The following is a 20,856-nucleotide window of genomic DNA, read 5'->3' as shown; positions in this document are numbered from 1 at the left end:
GGTGAGCGAGCTATTTCGCGCTTTCCTCCTGGGAGAACCGGCGCAGCGTTCGGTTCGTCGTCGCGAAGACGGTCAACAATGCCGTGCCCACCGTGCACGTGAGAATGGCCTGCGTCGGTGTCAGGAAGTCCACGAGCAGGCCGCCGACCGCGGGGCCGGCGATCGCCGCGACGCCCAGTGCCACGCCCATCACGCTGCTGAGCCTGCCGCGCAGCTCGTCGGGCGTGAGCAGCAGCTGGTAGGTGGTGATGGTGGTGTTGGCGGTGGGGGCCAGGAACGCGGCGGCCGCGAACAGCACGCCCATGGGCAGGCCGGGGTCGAGGAACAGCGCGACCGGGATCAGGGCGGTGATCACCCAGAACACACCGACGATGGCGCGGTGCGGGCGCAGGGTGCGGTGCAGCCGCGGGGCCACCAGGGCGCCGAGGATGCCGCCGACGCCGAGCATCGCGCCCATGAGGCCGATCTGGCCCGCGGGCACGCCCTCCTGGTGGGCGATGGCGATCATCAGCAGGTAGAACGCCTGGAAGAACAGGTTGAGGCCCACCGCGCAGAACGCCACCACGCGCACCACCGGCTGGGTCCACACCCAGCGCAGACCCTCGGCGACCTCGCGGTGGAACCGGCCCAGGGGTGCGGGTTCCCGTTGACGTGGCGGGACGCGGACGAACAGCAGCGCCAGGAACGTGGCCACGTGGGTCACCGCCTCCACCGCGAACGGGAGCCAGCGGCCCAGGCCGAACAGCAGGCCGCCCAGTGCGGTGCCGGAGAGCTGGCCGAGGTAGCCGCGGGCGGTGTTCATCGCGACGGCGTCGGAGAGGTGGCGTTCGGCCACGATGGCGGGCAGCACGGCGTCCTCGGCCGGTTCTGACAGTGCGCGGCAGACGCCGAGCACGATCACCACCAGCACGACGTGTTCGACGCCGACCGCCTGCCACCACAGGGCGGCGACCAGGAACGCCACGGCGAGGGCCTGCACGGCCTCGCAGATCAGCATCACCGTTCTGCGGTTCCAGCGGTCGACCAGTGCCCCCGCGGGCAGGCCGACGACGAGCTGGGCCGCGGCTGAGGCGCCGAGGACGAAGCCGGAGGTCGCCGCCGAGTCGGTGAGGGTCAGGACGAGCAGGGGCAGCGCGATGACCGACGCGCTCGCCCCCGCCTCGGAAAGCGCCTGGCCGACCCAGAGGAGCCGGTAGTTGCGGTTGCGCGACAGGGACGTGGTCATCGGGTGCTCCGGCAGTCGGCGGCGATGCCGCGCAGGGCTTCGAGGAAGTCCTCCGCGACGCGGCGCACGGTGGTCTCGTCGTGCCGGTCGGGTTGGTGGTGCCAGGTGAAGCGGAGCTCGCCGCCCGCGACACCGCCGACGATCTCCAGCAGGTGCGGTCCGCGGTCGGCCGGGGAGCTGTCCTGCCCGATCGCGTCGAGGACGGTCCGGAAGAGACCGCCGTCGGCCTGGTCCGCGGTGCTGCCGGACTGGCCGAGGTAGTTGAACACCACCTGCGGACCCTGACCGGCGAGACGGTCCCCTGCTCCCAGGTTTCTCAGCGCGCCGAAGCCGAAACCGTTGCCCGGCACCGTGCGCAGCTGCCTGCGGACCGCCTTGACCACGTCACGCCACGACGCGTCCTCGCCCGGCAGCGTCAGGCGGACCGGGTAGAGGGTGGTGAACCAGCCGACCGTGCGGGACAGGTCGGCGCCCAGGACGTCCTCGCGGCCGTGGCCCTCCATGTCCAGCGACACGGTCTGTTCGCCGGTGAACCGCGACAGCGCGCGGGCCAGTGCGGCGAGCAGGACGTCGTTGATCCTGGTGCGGTAGGCCGTGGGGGCGTCGTGCAGCAACGCGTCGGTGTCCGCGGCGTCGAGGACCACGTGCACCTCGCCCGGCGGTGTGCCGGGCGTGGGCTCGTCGTGGTCGACGGGCAGCGGTGCCGCGTCGAGTGCCGCCTCCCAGTGGTCGAGCTCGTGGTCGAGCGCGCCGTCGGCGACGTGCTGCGCCAAGCCGTTCGCCCAGTCGCGGAACGACGTCGACTTCGCACCCAGGTCCACGTCCTCGCCGCGGACGGCCTGCCGGTAGGCGGTGTCGAGGTCGTCGAGCAGGATGCGCCAGGACACGCCGTCGACCACGAGGTGGTGCACGGTCAGGAACAGCAGTGGTGAGGGCATGTCGTCGGCGTGGAACAGCACGACCCGGTACAGCGGACCCGTGGCGAGGTCGAAGCTCGCGTGCGCCTCGTCGGCGATCTTCTCCAGGTGCGCCTGGCGTTCCGGCTCGGCGGTGGAGCTGAGGTCGCGGCGTTCCAGCACGGTGCCGTGCTGCACGGGGGCGTTGTGCTGGCGCCATTCGCCGTCGACGTGCTCGAAGCGCATGCGCAGCGCGTCGTGGTGCGCCACCACGGCCGCGAGTCCCTTCTCCAGCGCGTCCTCGGCCACGTCCGGGGTGAGCTCCAGCAGCATGGACTGGGCGTAGTGGTGTGGCGCGAGCGTGTGCGTCTCGAAGAACCAGCGCTGGATCGGGGTGAGCGGGACGTCGCCGACGACCTCGGCGGTGTTCGCCGGCGCGGTGTCGATCTCGGTGACGAACGGCGCCAGTGCCTCGATGGTCTGGTTGCGGAACAACGACTTGGTGGTCAGGGCGAGTCCTGCCTTCCGCGCGCGGGACACCACCTGGATCACCAGGATGGAGTCACCGCCCAGCTCGAAGAAGTTGTCCCGCACCCCGACCCGGTCGGCGCCCAGCACGTCCGCCCACACCTCGGCGAGCGTGGTCTCCACCGGTGTGCGCGGTGCGACGTGCGCGGTCGTGTCGGTGATCGGTTCGGGCGCGGGCAGTGCCGCCTTGTCGAGCTTGCCGTTGGGCGTCACCGGCAGGACGGGCAGCGCCACGAACGCGGACGGCACCATGTAGGCGGGCAGGCGGTCCGTGAGGAACGCGCGCAGCTCCGCCGACCCCACCTCGCCACCGGCGACGTGGTACGCGACCAGGCGGGCGTGACCCTGGCCGGTGTCGGCGGCGATGACGGCGGCCTCGGTGACGAGCGGGTGGTGCAGGAGCGCGGACTCGACCTCGCCCGGTTCCACGCGGTGGCCGCGGATCTTGACCTGGTCGTCGATGCGGCCCAGGTACTCGACCACGCCGTCGGCGCGCCTGCGGACCAGGTCGCCGGAGCGGTACATCCGCTCCCCCGGCGCGCCGAACGGGCACGCCACGAACGCGGCCGCGGTGAGGCCGGGCCGGTTGAGGTAGCCCCTGGCGAGGCCGTCGCCCGCGATGCACAGCTCACCGGGCACGCCGAGCGGCACCGGCCGCAGCTGGTCGTCCACCACGTAGAGGCGGGTGTTCCAGGCCGCGTGGCCGATCGGCACGGGTCCGGGGTCCAGTGGCGCGCCGGGTTCGACGCGGTGCTCCATGCAGCCGACGGTCGCCTCGGTGGGGCCGTACTCGTTGATCACCACGGCCGTCGGGTGCGCACGCCGCCACTCGTCCACGACCGCGCCGACGAGCTGCTCGCCGCCGACGACGAGGTCACCGGTCGGCGACAGCTGCGCCGGCACCGTGCCGAGCAGGGCCAGGTGGCTGGGCGTGGCCTTGAGGAACGCCGCCTGCTCCACCGGCGCCGCGTCCTCCTCCAGGTCGCTCACGACGATCCGGCCGCCGGCGAGCAGCGGGCCGAACAGCGTCGTGACGGTGAGGTCGAACGAGACCGGTGAGTGCAGCACCGCCGCACCGCGCAGGCCGCCGTAGACCTCGCTGGCCCAGACGAGGTAGTCGACCACCGAGCGGTGCTCGACGACGACGCCCTTGGGCCGGCCGGTCGACCCGGACGTGTAGATCACGTACGCGGGGTCGCGAGTGGACAGTGGTGCGATCCGGTCGTGGTCACGGGGGTTGTCGTCCCTGCCGTCGGCGCGCAGGAGGTCCCGGTCGTCGAGCACCAGGACGGGCCGGGCGTCGTCGAGCACGAACGCGACCCGGTCCGCGGGCTGGTCGGGCTCGACCGGCACGTACGCGGCGCCCGCCTTGAGCACCGCCAGCACGGCCACGAGCAGGTCGGCGGAGCGCGGCAGGGAGATCGCGACGTACCGGCCGGGGCCGACGCCCTGCGCGATCAGACCGTGCGCCACCCGGTTGGCACGGGCGTTGAGCTGCGCGTACGTCCACGTCTCGCCGCCGTCCACCACCGCGGTGGCCTCCGGCGTCCGCACCACCTGGGCCTCGAACAGCTCCGTGATGGTGGCGTCCGGCACGGCGTGGGCCGTGTCGTTCCACTCGTGCAGCACGGCCCGCTGCTCGTCCTCGTCCATCAGCGGCAGGTCGGACAGCGGCCGGTCGGGGTCGGCGACGGCGGCGGTCAGCAGCACGCGCAGGTGCCCGGCCATCCGCTCGACGGTCGCGAGGTCGAACAGGTCGGTGTTGTAGTTGACCGCCGCGTGCAGGGCGTCGGAGTCCTCCTGGAACTCCCAGGTGAGGTCGAAGTTGGCCGCCACCACGGGCAGCGGCAGGTCTTCAACCTGCAGACCGGGCAGGTCCGGTGCGGCGTCGGGGGTGTTCTGCAGGATCACCATCGCCTGGAACAGCGGGGTGCGGCTGGTGTCGCGCTCGGGCCGCAGCTCGTCGACCACGCGCTCGAACGGCACGTCCTGGTGAGCGAACGCGTCCAGCACGCCACCGCGGACCTGGCCGAGGAACTCGCGGAACGTGGTCGCGCCGTCCACTGTGGAGCGCAGCACCAGCGTGTTGACGAAGAACCCGACGAGGCCCTCCAGCTCGGCGCGGTCGCGGCCGGAGGCCACCGTGCCGACCGCGATGTCGTCCTGCCGCGACCAGCGGGCGAACAGCACCTGGCACGCGGCGACCAGCGCCATGAACAGGGTGCCGTCCTGGTGCCGCGCAAGCGCCTTGAGCTTGTCGGCGACCTCGACGGGCAGGCTGAACAGGTGCACCGCGCCGTGGTTCGTGCGCTCCGCCGGGCGGGGCCGGTCGGTCGGCAGCTCCAGCGGGGGGACGCCGGCGAGCCGGTCCCGCCAGAACGCGAGCTGCTCGTCCAGCAACGCTCCGGTGAGCCGGTCGCGCTGCCAGGCCGCGTAGTCCGCGTACTGGATCGGCAGGTCGGGCAGCGTGCCGCCGCGGTAGAGGTGGTTGAGCTCGCTGGTCAGCACGCCGTTGGACCAGCCGTCGGTCACGATGTGGTGCGCCAGCAGCAGGAGCACGTGGTCGTCGTCGGCGACGCGCAGCAGCAGCGGTCGCAGCAGCGGGCCGCGGGAGAGGTCGAACGGCCGGGTGCACTCGCGGGCGAGCACCTCGTCGAGGTTGTCCGGGACGTCGAGCACCGGCACCTCGACGACGTGCGGCGGGTGCACGACCTGGACGCCGTGGCCGTCCACGCCGTCGAAGGTGGTGCGCAACGACTCGTGCCGCGCCACCAACGCGGTCAGCGCCCTGTTCAGCGCGCCGACGTCGAGGTGACCGCGCAGCCGCAGGATCGACGGCGACAGGTAGTCGGTGCTCTCCGGTTCGAACTGGTCGAGGAACCACAGCCGCTGCTGCGCGAACGACAGCGGCAACGCGCCGTTGCGCGGCGTCCGCGGGATGACGTCCTCGGCCGCACCCGTCCCGGCTCCGATCTCCTCGACCAGCCGGGCGACGGTGGGCGAGGTGAAGAGCACGCGCGGTGACACCGGTGCGTCGAGCTCGGCGCGCAGCCGGGACACGACCCGGATGCTGAGGATGGAGTCGCCGCCGAGCTCGAAGAAGTTGTCGTCGAGCCCGACCCGCGGCACGCCCAGCACGTCGGCCCAGATGCGGCAGACGTGTTCCTCGGCCGGGGTGCGCGGGGCGCGGTACGCCGAGGCGGCGGCCTGGAGATCCGGTGCGGGCAGGGCGCGGCGGTCGACCTTGCCGTTGGCGTTGAGGGGGATCGAGTCGAGCTCGACGAACGCCGAGGGCACCAGGTAGTCGGGCAGCCGCTCGGCCAGCCACGTGCGCAGGTCGGTGGCGGCGCCGGTGACGTAGGCGACGAGCCGTTGGTGCCCGTCGACCGCACGGGCGACCACCACGGCTTCGCGCACGCCGGGGTGCTGGGACAGCACGGCCTCGACCTCGCCGGGTTCGACCCGGTGGCCGCGGATCTTGACCTGGTCGTCGGTGCGGCCGAGGTAGTCCAGGGTGCCGTCGGGCAGCCACCGCGCCCGGTCACCGGTGCTGTACATCCGCTCCCCCGGCTCGCCGAACGGGTCGGCGAGGAACCGGTCCGCGGTCAGGCCGGGCCGGCCGAGGTAGCCGCGGGCGAGCTGGTCGCCGGCCAGGAACAGCTCTCCCGGCACGCCGACGGGCACCGGCCGCAGCTGCTCGTCCAGCACGTAGGCACGCACGTTGCGCAACGGCCGGCCGACCGCGACCGGAGCGCCGGTCGTGATCCGGCAGGACAGCGCGTCCACAGTGGACTCGGTCGGGCCGTAGAAGTTGTAGCTCGCGACCCCGGGGACGTCGGCCAGCCGCCGCCACAGGTCGTCGCCGATCGCCTCTCCGCCCAGCATCAGCACCTGCGGGCGGTGCTCACCGTCGAGCAGTCCGGCCTCCAGCAGCTGGCGGGCGTAGGACGGCGTGAGGTCCAGGAAGCCGATGCGCTGGTCCACGACGTACCGCACCAGTGCGGGCGGGTCGAGTCGCACGTCCTCGTCCAGGACGTGCAACTCGTGGCCGTCGGCCATCAGCACGATGCCTTCGAGCGACGTGTCGAACGAGAACACCGCCGACAACGCCACCCGCAACCGCTTGCCGGCGGCGAAGTCCTCGCGGTGGTTCACCAGCAGGTTCACCAGGCTGCCGTGCTCGACCACCACGCCCTTGGGGCGGCCGGAGGAGCCGGAGGTGTAGATGACGTAGGCGGCGTGGTCGCGGCGCACCGGTGCCAGGTTCGAGGTGTCCTGGTCGTCGGCGTCGGGCAGCGCGTCGCGCACCACGAGCACCGGATCGGCGTCCTGCACCAGGAACTCCACCCGGTCCGCCGGCAGCGACGGGTCGACCGGCAGGTACACACCACCGGCCTTCCAGATCGCCAGCAGCGCGACCACGAACTCCACGGACCGCGGCAACGACAACGCCACCAGCCGCTCCGGGCCGACACCCGAGGCCGCGAAGGCTCGGGCCACCCGGTTCGCCCACGCGTTCAGCTCCACGAACGACAGCGACCGGTCGCCGACGACCAGTGCGGTGGCGTCCGGGGTGGCACGCACCCGGTCCTCGAACACCTCGACCACCGAGGCCGCGGTCACCTCACCGGCCGTGGCGTTCCACTCCACGAGCACCTGGTGCCGCTCGTCGCCGGTCATCAGCGGCAGCTCGCCGAGCGACCGGTGCGGGTCGGCCGCGATGCCTTCCAGCACCGACGCGAGCCGCGCGGCGAGGCGTTCGACGGTGCCGGTGTCGAAGAGACGCGGGTCGTAGTCCAGCTCCAGGCGCAGCCGGTCGCCGAGGTTGGCGCTGAGGGCCAGCGGGAAGCTGGTCGTGTCGGCGCCCTCGACCTCCAGCACCCGCACGACCTGGGCGTCGTCGAGCAGCTCGTCGATCGGGTAGTTCTCGAACACCACGGCGCTGTCGAACAACGCCGAACCCGCCGGCACGTCGCTCCACGACCGCAGGTCGGCCAGCGACACGAAGTCGAACCGCCGCGACTCGGTCTGCGCGGCCTGCACGTCCCGCAGCCACGGCAGCACCGCGGCGGCCGGGTCGACCTGGACGCGGGTGGGAACGGTGTTGATGAACATGCCCACCATGGACCCGATGCCCGGCAGTTCCGCCGGACGTCCCGAGACCGTGGTGCCGAACACGACGTCGGGCTCACCACTGTAGCGCGCCAGCAGCAACGCCCACGCGCCCTGCACCACCGTGTTGGCGGTCAGGCCGGCGGCGCGGGCGACCCGGTTCAGCGCGGCCGACCGGTCGGCGTCCAGTTCGACGTGGACGGACGCGCTGGACTCGGCGCGGTGGGCCTGCACGGGTGACCGGTCGTAGGGCAACGGGGTTGGTGACTCGACGCCGGCGAGGACCTGCCGCCAGTGCTGTTCGGCCGCGGCGGTGTCCTGATCGGCCAGCCACCGCAGGTAGTCGCGGAACGGCCGGCGCGGCGGGAGCTCTGGCTCCGCTCCGCGGGCGAGGGCGGTGTACTGCTCGCACACCTCGGCCAGCACCTGCGCGAAGCTCCACCCGTCGAGCAGGACGTGGTGGGCGGTCCAGAACAGCACGACCTCGTCGTCGGTGAGCCGTGCGATGGCCAGGCGCAGCAACGGTGGCGTGGTGAGGTCGAGCTCCTCGCCGCCGACCGCGGTGTCGTGCTCCTCGACGGGCAGGTGGCGCCAGTCGTGCACGGTGATCGGCACGTCGACCCGGTGCCGCACGACCTGCACGGGGGTTTCGACGCCCTCCCACACCACGCCGCCGCGCAGCACCGGTGTGCGGTCCACGACCCGGCGGCAGGCCTCGGCCAGCGCGTCCGGGTCGGTCACCCCGGACAGCCGCAGCCGGAACCGGTTCGAGTACGCCGTCGAGGTGTCGTCCACGAGCGTGTGGAACAGCATCCCGGTCTGCAACGGCGTCAGCGGGTAGACGTCCTCCACCTCGGCGCCGGTGCCGACCAGCCGGTCCACCGCCGCCTGGTCGAGTCGTGCCAGCGGGAAGTCCGACGGCGTGCGGCCACCGGCACCCGGCTCGGCGCAGTGCTCGACGATCTCCGCCAGCCCGTGCACCACGGCCTCGGCCACGGTCCGCACGGTCGACTCGTCGTGCAGGTGCTCGGAGTAGAACCAGGACAGCACCAGTTCGCCGTCCTCGACACCGCCGACGACGTCGAGCTGGAACGGCCGGGTGCTGTCGGCGGCCGCGTCGGCTCCCCTGTCCTCCAGCCGGCCGCGGACCAGACCTTCCCCGGCAGCCGCCACGTCGAACCGGCCGTGGTAGTTGAAGCTGACCGGCGGCAACGCCGATCCGGCCAGGGAGCTCGCGCGGAGCTGGCGCAGCGCCTCGAACCCGAAGCCGCGGCCGGGCACGGCCCGCAGCTGTTCCTTGACCGACTTGAGGGCGGCACCCCAGTCGCCGGCGGGCACGGTGAGCGCGACCGGGTACTGCGTGGTGAACCAGCCGACCGTGCGGGAGATGTCGGCGCCGTCGAGGACGTCCTCGCGGCCGTGGCCCTCCATCGTCACGGCGACGCGGTCCCGTCCGGTCCACGCCGACAACGCCCGGCCGAGCGCGCTGAGCAGCACGTCGTTGACCTGCGTGCGGTAGACGTCCGGGACGCGGTGCAGCAGGGCGTCGGTGTGCTCGCGGTCCAGCCGCACCGACACCACGCGCGTGGAGCCCGCGGTGTTGGGGCCGTCGCGGTCCACCGGCACGTCACCGGGCACGTCGAGCGCGGCGGTCCAGTGCGGCAGCTCGCCGTCGAACGCGCCCGACCGCACGTGCTCGGCCAGCCGGTGCGCCCACTGGGTGAACCGGGTGCCGACCGGGTCGAGGGCGATCCGCTGTCCCGCAAGCGCTTGGCGGTACGCGGTCTCCAGGTCGCCGAGCACGATCCGCCAGGACACGCCGTCCATGACGAGGTGGTGGACCACCAGGCTCAACCGCTTGCCGGAGAACAACAACGCGCGCACGACCGGACCGTGCTCGATGTCCAGTCCGGCCTGGGCGGCCGTGACGAGCGCTTCTTCCTCCACTGTGGACACGTCGTGGCCCTCCAGCTCGACCACGGCGTCGGCCGCGTCCTGGACCCACTCGCCGTCCACGCGGGTGAAGCGGGTGCGCAGACCCTCGTGGTGCGCCACGACCGCGGCCAGGGCTCGTGCCAACGCGTCGGTGTCGGCGTCGTCGGTCAGCTCCAGGTGCGCGGACATGGTGAAGTGGTGCGGGGCATCGCCGCGGGAGTCGAGGTACCAGCGCTGGATCGGCGTGAGCGGCGCCGGGCCGGCGATCTCCGGGAGCGCGGTCTTCTGCTCGCTCGTGCGGACGACGGTCGCCAGCTCGGCGATGGTCTGGTGTGTGAACAGGTCCTTGGTGACCAGCTCCAGGCCGGCCTGGCGGGCCTTGGACACGACCTGGATGCTCAGGATCGAGTCGCCGCCGAGGCCGAAGAAGTTGTCGTGCACGCCGACGCGCTCCACGTGCAGCGCCTCGGCCCAGACCCGGGCCAGCTCCCGTTCCACGGTGGTGCGCGGTGCCACGTGGTCCTGCGAGCCCGCGGCGTCGGGGGCGGGCAGGGCGCGGCGGTCGACCTTGCCGCTGTCGGTGGTGGGCAGCTCGTCGAGCAGCACGAACAACGAGGGCACCAGGTGGTCGGGCAGCTGCCGCTTCAGCTGCGCGCGCAGCGAGTCCGCGTCGGCCGCACCGACGACGTAGCCGACGAGTCGGTGGGTGCCGGGTTCGAACTCCTGGGCCACGACCACGGCCTCCGCCACGCCGGGCAGGCCGGCCAGTGCGGCCTCGACCTCGCCGGGTTCGACGCGGTAGCCGCGGATCTTGACCTGGTCGTCGGCGCGGCCGCGGTACTCCAGCACGCCGTCGGCGGTCCAGCGGACCAGGTCGCCGGTGCGGTACATCCGGCTGCCGGGCGGCCCGAACGGGTCGGCGACGAACCGGTCCGCGGTCAGGCCGGGCCGGTGCAGGTAGCCGCGGGTCACCTGGTCACCGGCCAGGTGCAGCTCACCGGGCACGCCGACCGGCTGGGGGCGCAGCCCGTCGTCGAGAACGTAGGCGCGCAGGCCCTGCCCCGGCGTGCCGATCACCGGCCGGTCGCGGTCGGTGACCTCCGTCCAGACCGAGTCGACCGTGCACTCGGTGGGGCCGTAGAGGTTGATCGCGGTGACGCCGTCGGCCTCGGCCAGCGCGCGCCACAGCGGTTCGCTGATGGCCTCACCGCCCAGTGCGAGCAGCAGCGGCCGTTCGAGCACGCCTTCCGGCAGGAGCTGGTGCAGGTAGGACGGGGTGCAGCTGAGGAAGTCGATGCCGTGCAGGGCGATGTGCTCGACGACGGCTCGCGGGTCGAGCCGGACGTCGTCGTCGAGCAGGTGCAGCTCGTGGCCGCCGGCGAGCAGGAGCAGGCCCTCCCAGGAGGCGTCGAAGGTGTAGGCGGCGGTGGCGATGCCGCGCAGCACCGTGCCGTCCTGGGGCAGCAGGCGGGCGTGGTGGTCGGCGACGAGCGCGGCGAGGTTGCGGTGCTCGACGACGACGCCCTTGGGGCGGCCGGTGGAGCCGGAGGTGTAGATGACGTACGCGGCGTGCTCCGGGCGCAGCGGTGCCGTGCGGTCGGCGTCGGTGGGGTCGGTCGCGGGGCGCGCGGCCACGGCGGGGTCGTCGAGCCGCACGTGCGGCAGGTCGCCGCCGACGTCGGTCCCGGCCACCACGAGCACGGGCTGGGCGTCGTCGAGGACGAACGCGATGCGCTCCGCGGGGTGCTCGGGGTCGACCGGCAGGTACGCGCCACCGGCCTTGAGCACGGCGAGGATCGCGAGCACCAGCTCGGCGGAGCGGGGCAGCGCCAGTGCCACCACGGACTCCGGCCCGACGCCCGCGGCGATCAGGTGGTGGGCGATGCGGTTGGCGTCGGCGTTGAGCTCGGCGAAGGTCCACGACCGGAGGCCGTCGACCAGCGCGGTCGCGTCCGGGGTGCGGGCGGCGCGGGCCTGGAAGACCTCGTGGTAGGCCGGTGCCGGGCCGGCGGTGCCGGTGTCGTTCCACCGCTCCAGCACGTCGAGCAGCTCGTCGTCGGTGAGCAGCGGCAGGTCGGCCACGGGGAGGCCGGGTTCGGCGGTCGCGCCGTCGAGCAGCACGCCGACGTGCGCGACGAGCCGTTCGGCCGTGGAGGTGTCGAACAGCGCGGTGTCGTAGGTGAGCACCGCCTCCAGCCGGCCGTCGACCTCCTGGAACTGGAACGACACGTCGAAACCGGCCGCGACCGACGGCGGCGGCAGCTCCTCGACGCGCAGGCCGGGCAGGCGCGGTTCGTCGCCGCCGGTGTTCTGCAGCACGACCATCGCCTGGAACAGCGGGGTGCGGCTGGGGTCGCGCACGGGGTGGACCTCGTCCACGACCCGTTCGAACGGCACGTCCTGGTGGGCGAAGGCGTCCAGGACGGTCTCCCGCACCTGGCCGAGCAACTGCCCGAAGCCCTGGCGCGGGTCCACGTCGCTGCGCAGCACCAGCGTGTTGACGAAGAACCCGACCAGGCCCTCCAGCTCGGTGCGGTCGCGGCCGGAGACGACGGTGCCGACGGCGACGTCGCGTTGCCCCGACCACCGGGCGAACACCGCCTGGCAGGCGGCGACCAGTGCCATGAACAACGTGCCGTCGTGCTCGCGGGCCAGCGCCCTGAGCCGTTCGGTGACCTCGGCGGGCACCTGGAAGTGCACCAGCGCGCCCTGCTTGCCGCGAACGGCGGGGCGGGGCCGGTCGGTGGGCAGTTCCAGCGGCCGCACGCCGTCGAGCGCGTGCCGCCAGTGCGCCAGGTGCTCCCGCAACACCTCCTCGGTCGCGGCGGTGCGCTGCCACACCGCGAAGTCGGCGTACTGCACGGGCAGGTCGGGCAGCTTCGCGTCCCGGCCGCACGTCGCGGCCTCGTAGCAGGCGCCCAGCTCGCCGAGCAGCACGCCGTTGGACCAGCCGTCGGTGACGATGTGGTGCAGCACCAGGGAGAGCACGTGGTCGTCCGCACCGAGCCGCGCGAGCAGCACCCGCACCAGCGGGCCGTGCCGCAGGTCCAGCGGCGTGGTCGTCTCGCGGGTCAGCACGTCGGCCAGCTCGTCCTCGGTCACGTCGACCACCGGCACCTCGACGGGCTGGGGCGGGTGCACGACCTGCACACCGCGCCCGTCGACCGTCTCGAACGTGGTGCGCAACGACTCGTGCCGCGCGACCAGCGCGGTGAGCGCCGCGGCCAGCGCGCCGACGTCCAGGGGTCCGCGCAGCCGCAGGATCGACGGCGACAGGTACTCGACGCCACCGGGTTCGAACTCGTCGAGGAACCACAGCCGCTGCTGCGCGAACGACAACGGCAGACCGCCGTCGCGCGGCACCACGGGGATCTCGTCCAGCCGCGCCTGTGCCGACTCCGCGACCAGCGCGGCGATCCCCGCGACGGTCGGGTGGCTGAACAGGGCCCGCGGCGACATCTCCACGTCGAACGCGGCCCGCAGCCGGGAGATCACCCGGATGCTGAGGATGGAGTCGCCGCCGAGCTCGAAGAAGTTGTCCCGCACGCCGATGCCGGGCACGCCCAGCACCTCGGACCAGATGTCGGCCACGTCGCGTTCGACGTCCGTGCGCGGTGCGACGTGCTCGGTGCGGGCCTCGGTGAAGTCGGGTGCGGGCAGGGCGCGGCGGTCGACCTTGCCGTTGGCGTTGAGGGGGATCGAGTCGAGCTCGACGAACGCCGAGGGCACCAGGTAGTCGGGCAGCCGCTCGGCCAGCCACGTGCGCAGGTCGGTCGCGGCGCCGGTGACGTAGGCGACGAGCCGTTGGTGGCCGTGGTCCTGCCGGGCGATGACGACGGCCTCGCGGACGTCGGGGTGCCGGGACAGCACGGCCTCGACCTCGCCGGGCTCGATCCGGAAACCGCGGATCTTCACCTGGTCGTCGGTGCGGCCGAGGTAGTCGAGGGTGCCGTCGGCGAGCCACCGGACGCGGTCGCCGGTGCGGTACATCCGCTCCCCCGGTCCGCCGAACGGGTCGGCGAGGAACCGGTCCGCGGTGAGCCCCGGCCGGTCGAGGTAGCCGCGGGCGACCTGCACCCCGGCCAGGAACAGCTCTCCCGGCACGCCGACGGGCACCGGGCGCAGGTCGTCGTCCAGGACGTGGGCGCGGGTGTTGAGCAGCGGACGTCCCACGACCGGGCGCCCGTGCCCGCTGATCCTGGTGGACAGCGCGTCCACCGTGGACTCGGTCGGGCCGTAGAAGTTGTAGCTCGCGGTGCCCTGGGCGTCCGCGAGGCGCCGCCACAGGTCCTCGCCGATCGCCTCTCCGCCCAGCATCAGCACCTGCGGACGGTGTTCGCCGTCCAGCAGGCCTGCTTCGACCAGTTGCCGTGCGTAGGACGGGGTCAGGTCGAGGAAGTCGATCCGGTGGCCGGTCACGTACCGGACGAGGGCGGGCGGGTCGAGCCGGGTGTCGTCGTCGAGGACGTGCAGCTCGTGGCCGTCCGCCATCAGCACGATGCCTTCCAGCGACGTGTCGAACGAGAACACCGCCGACAACGCCACCCGCAACCGCTTGCCGGCGGCGAAGTCCTCGCGGTGGTTCACCAGCAGGTTCACCAGGCTGCCGTGCTCGACCACCACGCCCTTGGGGCGGCCGGTCGAACCGGACGTGTAGATCACGTACGCCGCGTGCCCGGGTCCCACCGGTGCCAGGTCGTCCGAGCGGTCGGCCTCGGGCAGCGCGTCGCGCACCACGAGCACCGGATCAGCGTCCTGCAGCAGGAACTCCACGCGGTCGGCGGGCAGCGTCGGGTCGACCGGCAGGTACACGCCACCGGCCTTCCAGATCGCCAGCAGCGCCACCACGAACTCCACCGACCGCGGCAGCGACAACGCCACCACGCGCTCCGGCCCCACACCGGCGGCGACGAAGGCCCGGGCCACCCGGTTCGCCCACGCGTTCAGCTCCGCGAACGACAGCGACTGCTCCCCTACCACCAGGGCGGTGGCGTCCGGGGTGGTCCTGGCTTGGCTTTCGAACACCTCGACGACCGACTTCTCCGGCACGTCCCGGGTGGTCGCGTTCCACTCGGTGAGGACCTGGTGGCGTTCTTCGCCGGTCATCAGCGGCAGGTCCGCCACCGGTCGCGCGGAGTCGGCGGCGATGGCGTCGACGACCAGGAGCAGGCGGTCGGCGAGGCGCCGGGCCGTGTCGGCGTCGAACAGGTGCGGGTCGTAGGCGAGGTCCAGGCGCAGCCGGTCGTCGAGGACGGCGCTGAGGGTGAGCGCGAAGGTCGTCGTGTCCCGCGCCTGCACCTCGGTCGCGCGGATGCCGCCGACCTCGGTGACGTCGTTGAGCGGGTAGTTCTCGAACACCACGGCGCTGTCGAACAACGCCGACCCCGCCGGCACGTCGCTCCACGACCGCAGGTCGGCCAGCGACACGAAGTCGAACCGCCGCGACTCCGTCTGCGCGGCCTGCACCTCCGCGAGCCAGGTCGCGACCTCGGCGTCGGGGCGCACGGACACCCGGGCCGGCACGGTGTTGATGAACAGACCGATCATCTGCTCCACACCGGGCAGCTCGCCGGGGCGGCCGGAGACCGTCGTGCCGAACACGACGTCGGACTCACCGCTGTAGCGCGCCAGCAGCAACGCCCACGCGCCCTGCACGACGGTGTTGACCGTGAGGCCGTGGCGGCGGGCGGTGTGGCGCAGCCGGTCGGTCTGCTCGGCGGTGAGCGCGACGGGCACCGCCGTGGAGGACTCGGTGGCGTGGTCGCGGGCGGGCGGCCGGTCGTAGGGCAGGGCGGTGGGTGCGGAGAAGCCCGCCAGCACGGCACGCCAGTGGCGTTCGGCCTCGGACCGGTCCTGGGCGTCCAGCCACCGCAGGTAGTCGCGGAACGGCCGCCGCGAGACGACCTCCGGTGCGCTGCCCGCGGTGATCGCCCGGTACTGCTCGCACACCTCGGCGAACACCTGGGCGAGGCTCCAGCCGTCCAGCAGCACGTGGTGGAACGTCCAGACCAGCAGCACCTCGTCGCCGGGCAGCCGGGCCAGGTCGATCCGCATGAGCGGTGCCCGGCGCAGGTCGAGGTCCTGTGCCGCCAGTGCTTCCAGCTCGCGTGCGCGGTCCTGTTCGGACAGTGAGCGCCAGTCGTGGTGCGCGGTCGGCAGGTCGACGTGCGAGCGGATCACCTGCACGGGCCGCTCGACGCCTTCCCAGACCAGCGCACCGCGCAGCACCGGCGTGCGGTCGACGACGCGCTGCCACGCGGTGGCGAGGGCCTGTTCGTCGGTGACGCCGGTCAGCCGCAGGCGCACCTGGTCGAAGTAGGCCGTGGACGACGGGTCGGCCAGGCCGTGGAAGAGCATGCCCTCCTGCAACGGCGTCAGCGGGTAGACGTCCTCGACCTCGGCACCGGTCCCGACCAGCCGGTCCACCGCGACCTGGTCCAGGTGTGCCAGCGGGAAGTCCGACGGCGTGCGGCCACCGGCACCCGGCTCGGCGCAGTGCGCCACGATTTCCGCCAGCCCGCGCACCATCGCGTCGGCGACGCCCCGCACGGTCGACTCGTCGTGCACCTGCCCGGAGTACAGCCAGGTGAGCTCGAGCCGGCCGTTCTCCACCAGCCCGACGACGTCGATCAGGTACGCGCGGGCGTTGCCGGGGGCGCTGTCGCGGCCGAGCGGGGCGCAGCGGGCCCGGACGAGCCCGTCGGCGTCGGCCGCGACGTCCCACTGGCCGTGGTAGTTGAAGCTGATCAACGGGTGCGGGTCGTCGCGCAACGCGGCGGCCGGCGAACCGGGGGCGGCCAGGTAGCGCAGCGCGGCGTAGCTCTGGCCGCGGCGCGGCAGTGCGCGGACCTGTTCCTTGACCGACTTGAGCACACCGCCCCAGCCACCGGCCGGGACGTGCAGAGCCAGCGGGAACTGGCTGGTGAACCAGCCGACGGTGCGGGAGATGTCGAGGTCGTCGGGCACGTCCTCGCGGCCGTGGCCCTCCAGTCCGATGAGCACGCGGTCGTGGCCGGTCCACCCGGCCAGCGCGCGGCCGAGCGCGCTGAGCAGCACGTCGTTGACCTGGGTGCGGTAGACGCCGGGCACCTGGTGCAGCAGCGCGTCGGTGTCGGCGGGGCTGAGCCGCACGGTGACCGACCGGACGTCCTCGGCGGGGTCGCCGTCGTGGTCCAGCGGGAGCTCGGCGGGGGCGGAGGCGGCGAAGCCGGTCCAGTGGTCGAGGTCGGCGTCCAGCTCGCCGGCGCGCACCCGGTCGGTGAGGCGGCGGGCCCAGGTGGCGAACGCGGTGGGCACGGGCTCCAGCGCGACGGGTTCGCCGCGGACGAGCTGCTGATAGGCGGTGTCGAGGTCGGCGAGCAGCACGCGCCAGGACACGCCGTCCACGACGAGGTGGTGCACGGTCAGGAAGAGGCGGGAGCGACCGTCGGCGAGGCGGAACAGGATGGCCCGCAGCAGGGGGCCGCCGGTGAGGTCCAGGCTCGACTGGGCGGCGAGTGCGGCCTCGTCGCAGGCGTGGTCGTCGAGGCCGGTCAGCACCTGGAGGACGCCGGTCGGCGGGGTGGGGGCGAGGTCCTGGACCCAGCGGGCGGTCTCGGGAGCGGCGCTCGCGTTGCCGGGCTGAGTGGCGTCGGGCTGGGTGGCGCCGGGCTGGGCGTTGCCGGGCTGGGCGTTGCCGGGCTGGGCGTTGCCGGGCTGGGCGTTGCCGGGCTGGGCGTTGCCGGGCTGGGCGTTGCCGGGCTGGGCGTTGCCGAGCTGACCGGCGTCGTCGCGGCGGAAGCGGGTCCGCAGGGCGTCGTGGTGCGCCACCACGGCGTCCACGGCGGTGGCCAGCGCCCGTTCGTCCACCTCGGGTGCCAGCTCCACGTGCGTGGACATGGTGAAGTGGTGCGGGCTCGCGGGAGCGGTGTCGAAGAACCACTCCTGGATCGGCGTCAGCGGCGCGGGTCCGGACACCACCGCGTCCGCCACCGTGTCGGCCACCGCGGTCGCGGTCGCGGCCAGCCCGGCGACGGTGGGGTGCAGGAAGACGTCCTTGGACGACAACCGCAGACCGGCCCGGCGGGCGCGGGCGACGAGCTGGATGCTGAGGATGGAGTCGCCGCCGAGCTCGAAGAAGTTGTCCTCGATGCCCACGCGGTCGACGCGCAGCACCTCGGCCCAGACGCGCGCCAGCTCCCGTTCCACCGGCGTGGTGGGCTCGACGTGGCGGTCGGCTGCGGTGCGGGCCTCGGGTGCGGGCAGGGCGCGGCGGTCGACCTTGCCGTTGCCGCTCAACGGGAGCGCGTCCAGCACCACGAACGCCGAGGGGACCATGTAGTCGGGCAGCTCGCGGGTGAGCCACGTGCGCAGCTCGGCGTGCGCCGGGGCGGCGTCGGCCACGAGGTAGGCGACCAGCTGCTTGCGGCCGTCGTCGGTGCGGGCGACGGTGATCGACTGGGAGATGCCGGGGTGGCGCACGAGCAGGGCGTCGATCTCGCCGGTCTCGACGCGGAAGCCGCGGATCTTGACCTGGTCGTCGGTGCGGCCGACGAACTCGACCACGCCCTGCACGCGCCACCGGCCGATGTCACCGGTGCGGTACATGCGGGAGCCGGGCGGGCCGAACGGGTCGGGCACGAACCGCTCGGCGGTCAGGCCGGGCTGGCCGAGGTAGCCGCGGGCCACGCCGGCGCCCGCGAGGAACAGCTCCCCCGGCACGCCGACGGGAACTGGGCGCAGGCCTTCGTCGAGCACGTAGACGGCCATGCCGTCCAGCGGCCGGCCGATGGGGATGACGTCGGGCACGGTGTCGGTCATGGGGAACGACGTGGCGAACGTCGTGGTCTCGGTCGGGCCGTAGCCGTCGACCACGGTCAGGCCGGGGCACGCTTCGAGCACCCCGCGCACGGCCGCGGCGGGCACGACGTCACCGCCGGTCCACACCTCCCGCAGTCCGGCGAACGCGTCCGGTGCCTCCTGGGCGACGAGCCGGAACAGTCCTGCGGTCAGCCAGATCGCGGTCACACCGCGACCGGCGGCGGCCCTGATCACGTCGGCGTCGACGTCACCCGGCCGCGCCACCACGACCTGGCCGCCACGCAACAGCGGGACCCACAGCTCGTAGGTCGAGGCGTCGAACGCCGACGGCGAGTGCAGCAGCACCCGGTCGTGCGCACCGCCCGCGAAACGGGAGTCCAGCGCCAGCGCCACGACGTCGCGGTGCCGCACGGCGACACCCTTGGGCACGCCGGTGGAGCCGGAGGTGTGCATGACGTACGCGAGCTGGTCCGGGTGCACCGCGACGGCGGGATCGGCGGCGCCGGTCCGCTCGCCGTCGAGCAGTACGGTGTGGACGGACGCGACCGCGTCCCGGTTGCGCGCATCGGTGAGCACGACCGCGATCCCGGAGTCGGCGATGACCCGCCGGGTCCGCTCGGCCGGTGCACGACCGTCGAGCGGGACGTACGCCGCGCCGGCCTTCACGATCGCCAGCTCCGCCACGACCAGGTCGGCCGACCGCTCCACGAGCAACCCCACCGGGTCCTCCGGCCGCACACCGAGGCCGACCAGTTCCCGAGCGAGCGCGTTGGCCCGCGCGTCCAGCTCGGCGTAGGTGAGGACCTCGTCGTCGGAGAGCACGGCGGGTGCGTCCGGCGTCCGGCGCACCTGCTCGGCGAACAAGCCGGGGATCGTGGCGTCGACCGGTGCGCGGGAGGCGTCGTTCCAGCCGGTCAGCACCTGGTCGCGTTCGGCGTCCGACAGCCACGGCAGCTCGCCCAGCGGCCGGTGCGGGTCGCTCGCCAGGCCGTCGAGCAGCCGCACGAGGTGGTCGCAGAAGCGGGCGACCGTGGCGGCGTCGAACAGGTCGGTGTTGTACTCGACCACGCCGTCGAGCAGGCCGGCGCGCTCCTGGAACTCGATGGTCAGGTCGAAGATGGCGGCACGGCGGGACAACCCGACCTGCTCGACCGCCAGGCCGGGCAGCCGCGGCGGGGTGCGTTCGGCGTTCTGCAGCAGCACCATCACGTCGAACAGCGGGTTGCGGCTGACGTCGCGGTCGGTGCGCAGCGCGTCGACCACGTGCTCCAGCGGCACCTCGTCGTGGGCGTACGCCTCCTTGACGTTGTCCTTGACCTGGTCCAGGAACTCGGCGAACGTGGCACGTGAGTCCACTGTGGACCGCAGCACGACGGTGTTGACGAAGAACCCGACCAGCCGCTCCAGACCGGGGCGGCCGCGGCCGGTGGTCACGGTGCCCACGGCCACGTCGTCCTGCCCGGCGTAGCGGGCCAGCAGAGCCTGGCACCCGGCCATCAGCACGGAGAACAGGATCGTGCCGCGTTCCTGGGCGAGCGCCCGCAACGCCGCGGTGGTCGCGGCCGGCACGGTGAACGCCTGCACCGCGCCGTTCGTGGTGCGCACCGCCGGTCGCGGCCGGTCGGTGGGCAGCTCCAGCGGGGTGGTGCCGCTCAGCCGCCGAGTCCAGTGCTCGACCTGGCCGCGCAGCGCCTCACCGGAGAGCCGCTCCCGTTGCCAGGCCGCGAAGTCGGCGTACTGCAGCGGCAACGCGGGCAGCACGGCGTCCCGTCCGGCCACGGCCGCGCCGTACAGCTCGCCCAGCTCCTCGGTGAGCACGCCCATCGACCAGCCGTCGGTGACGACGTGGTGCGCGGTGACCAGCAGCACGTGCTCGTCCGGCGCCTGCCGCACCAGCACCGCCCGCACCAGCGGTCCGCGCCGCAGGTCGAACGGGCGGGAGTACTCCTCGACCAGCAGCTCGTCCAGGTCGCCGGCCGGCTCCACCACGGGCAGGGCGAGGTCGAACGGCGGGTGCACGACCTGCACACCGACCCCGTCGACCTCGTCGAGCGTCGTGCGCAGCGACTCGTGCCGCGCCACCAGACCGGTGAGCGCCGCGGTCAGCGCGGCCACGTCGAGCTGTCCGGTCAGGCGCAGCGCCAGCGCGCTGTTGTAGCCGGAACCGCCGGGCTGGAAGCGGTCGAGGAACCACAGGCGCTGCTGCGGGAACGACAGCGGCAGCGGCTGGGTCCGGTCGGCCGGTCTGATGGCGTCGGCCTGCTGCGAGCGGCCGGAGAGGCGGCGGCGCATCTGCTCCCGCAGGTGCGGGGGCAGCGCGGCGATGCGGTCCTCGATCGACGACGACATGGTGTGGTGTCT

At 73.3% G+C, this 20,856-nt stretch carries 2 protein-coding genes; both read right to left on the bottom strand.

Annotated features, from left to right (window positions below):
• Window positions 1-10 precede the first annotated feature (10 nt).
• The gene (locus tag ACZ7CF_RS37785; RefSeq protein WP_360400031.1) at window positions 11-1,225 is read right to left on the bottom strand and encodes an MFS transporter; all 1,215 of its coding nucleotides are present in this window, start codon (window positions 1,223-1,225) and stop codon (window positions 11-13) included.
• A complete protein-coding gene (locus ACZ7CF_RS37780; RefSeq protein WP_470372076.1) occupies window positions 1,222-20,844 on the bottom strand; it encodes a non-ribosomal peptide synthase/polyketide synthase in 19,623 nt (6,540 codons plus the stop codon). The genes ACZ7CF_RS37785 and ACZ7CF_RS37780 overlap by 4 nt, the downstream gene beginning before the upstream one ends.
• Window positions 20,845-20,856: the final 12 nt, after the last annotated feature.

Source organism: Lentzea sp. NPDC036955, assembly GCF_055608005.1.
The sequence above is the reverse complement of the archived record's forward strand: the minus strand, read 5'-3'. Positions and strand labels throughout refer to the sequence as shown.

What these genes read in the sequence shown, in the direction of transcription:
- ACZ7CF_RS37785 (WP_360400031.1), bottom strand. Translation starts at nt 1,225, where the DNA reads ATGACCACGTCCCTGTCGCGCAACCGCAACTACCGGCTCCTCTGGGTC.
- ACZ7CF_RS37780 (WP_470372076.1), bottom strand. Translation starts at nt 20,844, where the DNA reads ATGTCGTCGTCGATCGAGGACCGCATCGCCGCGCTGCCCCCGCACCTG.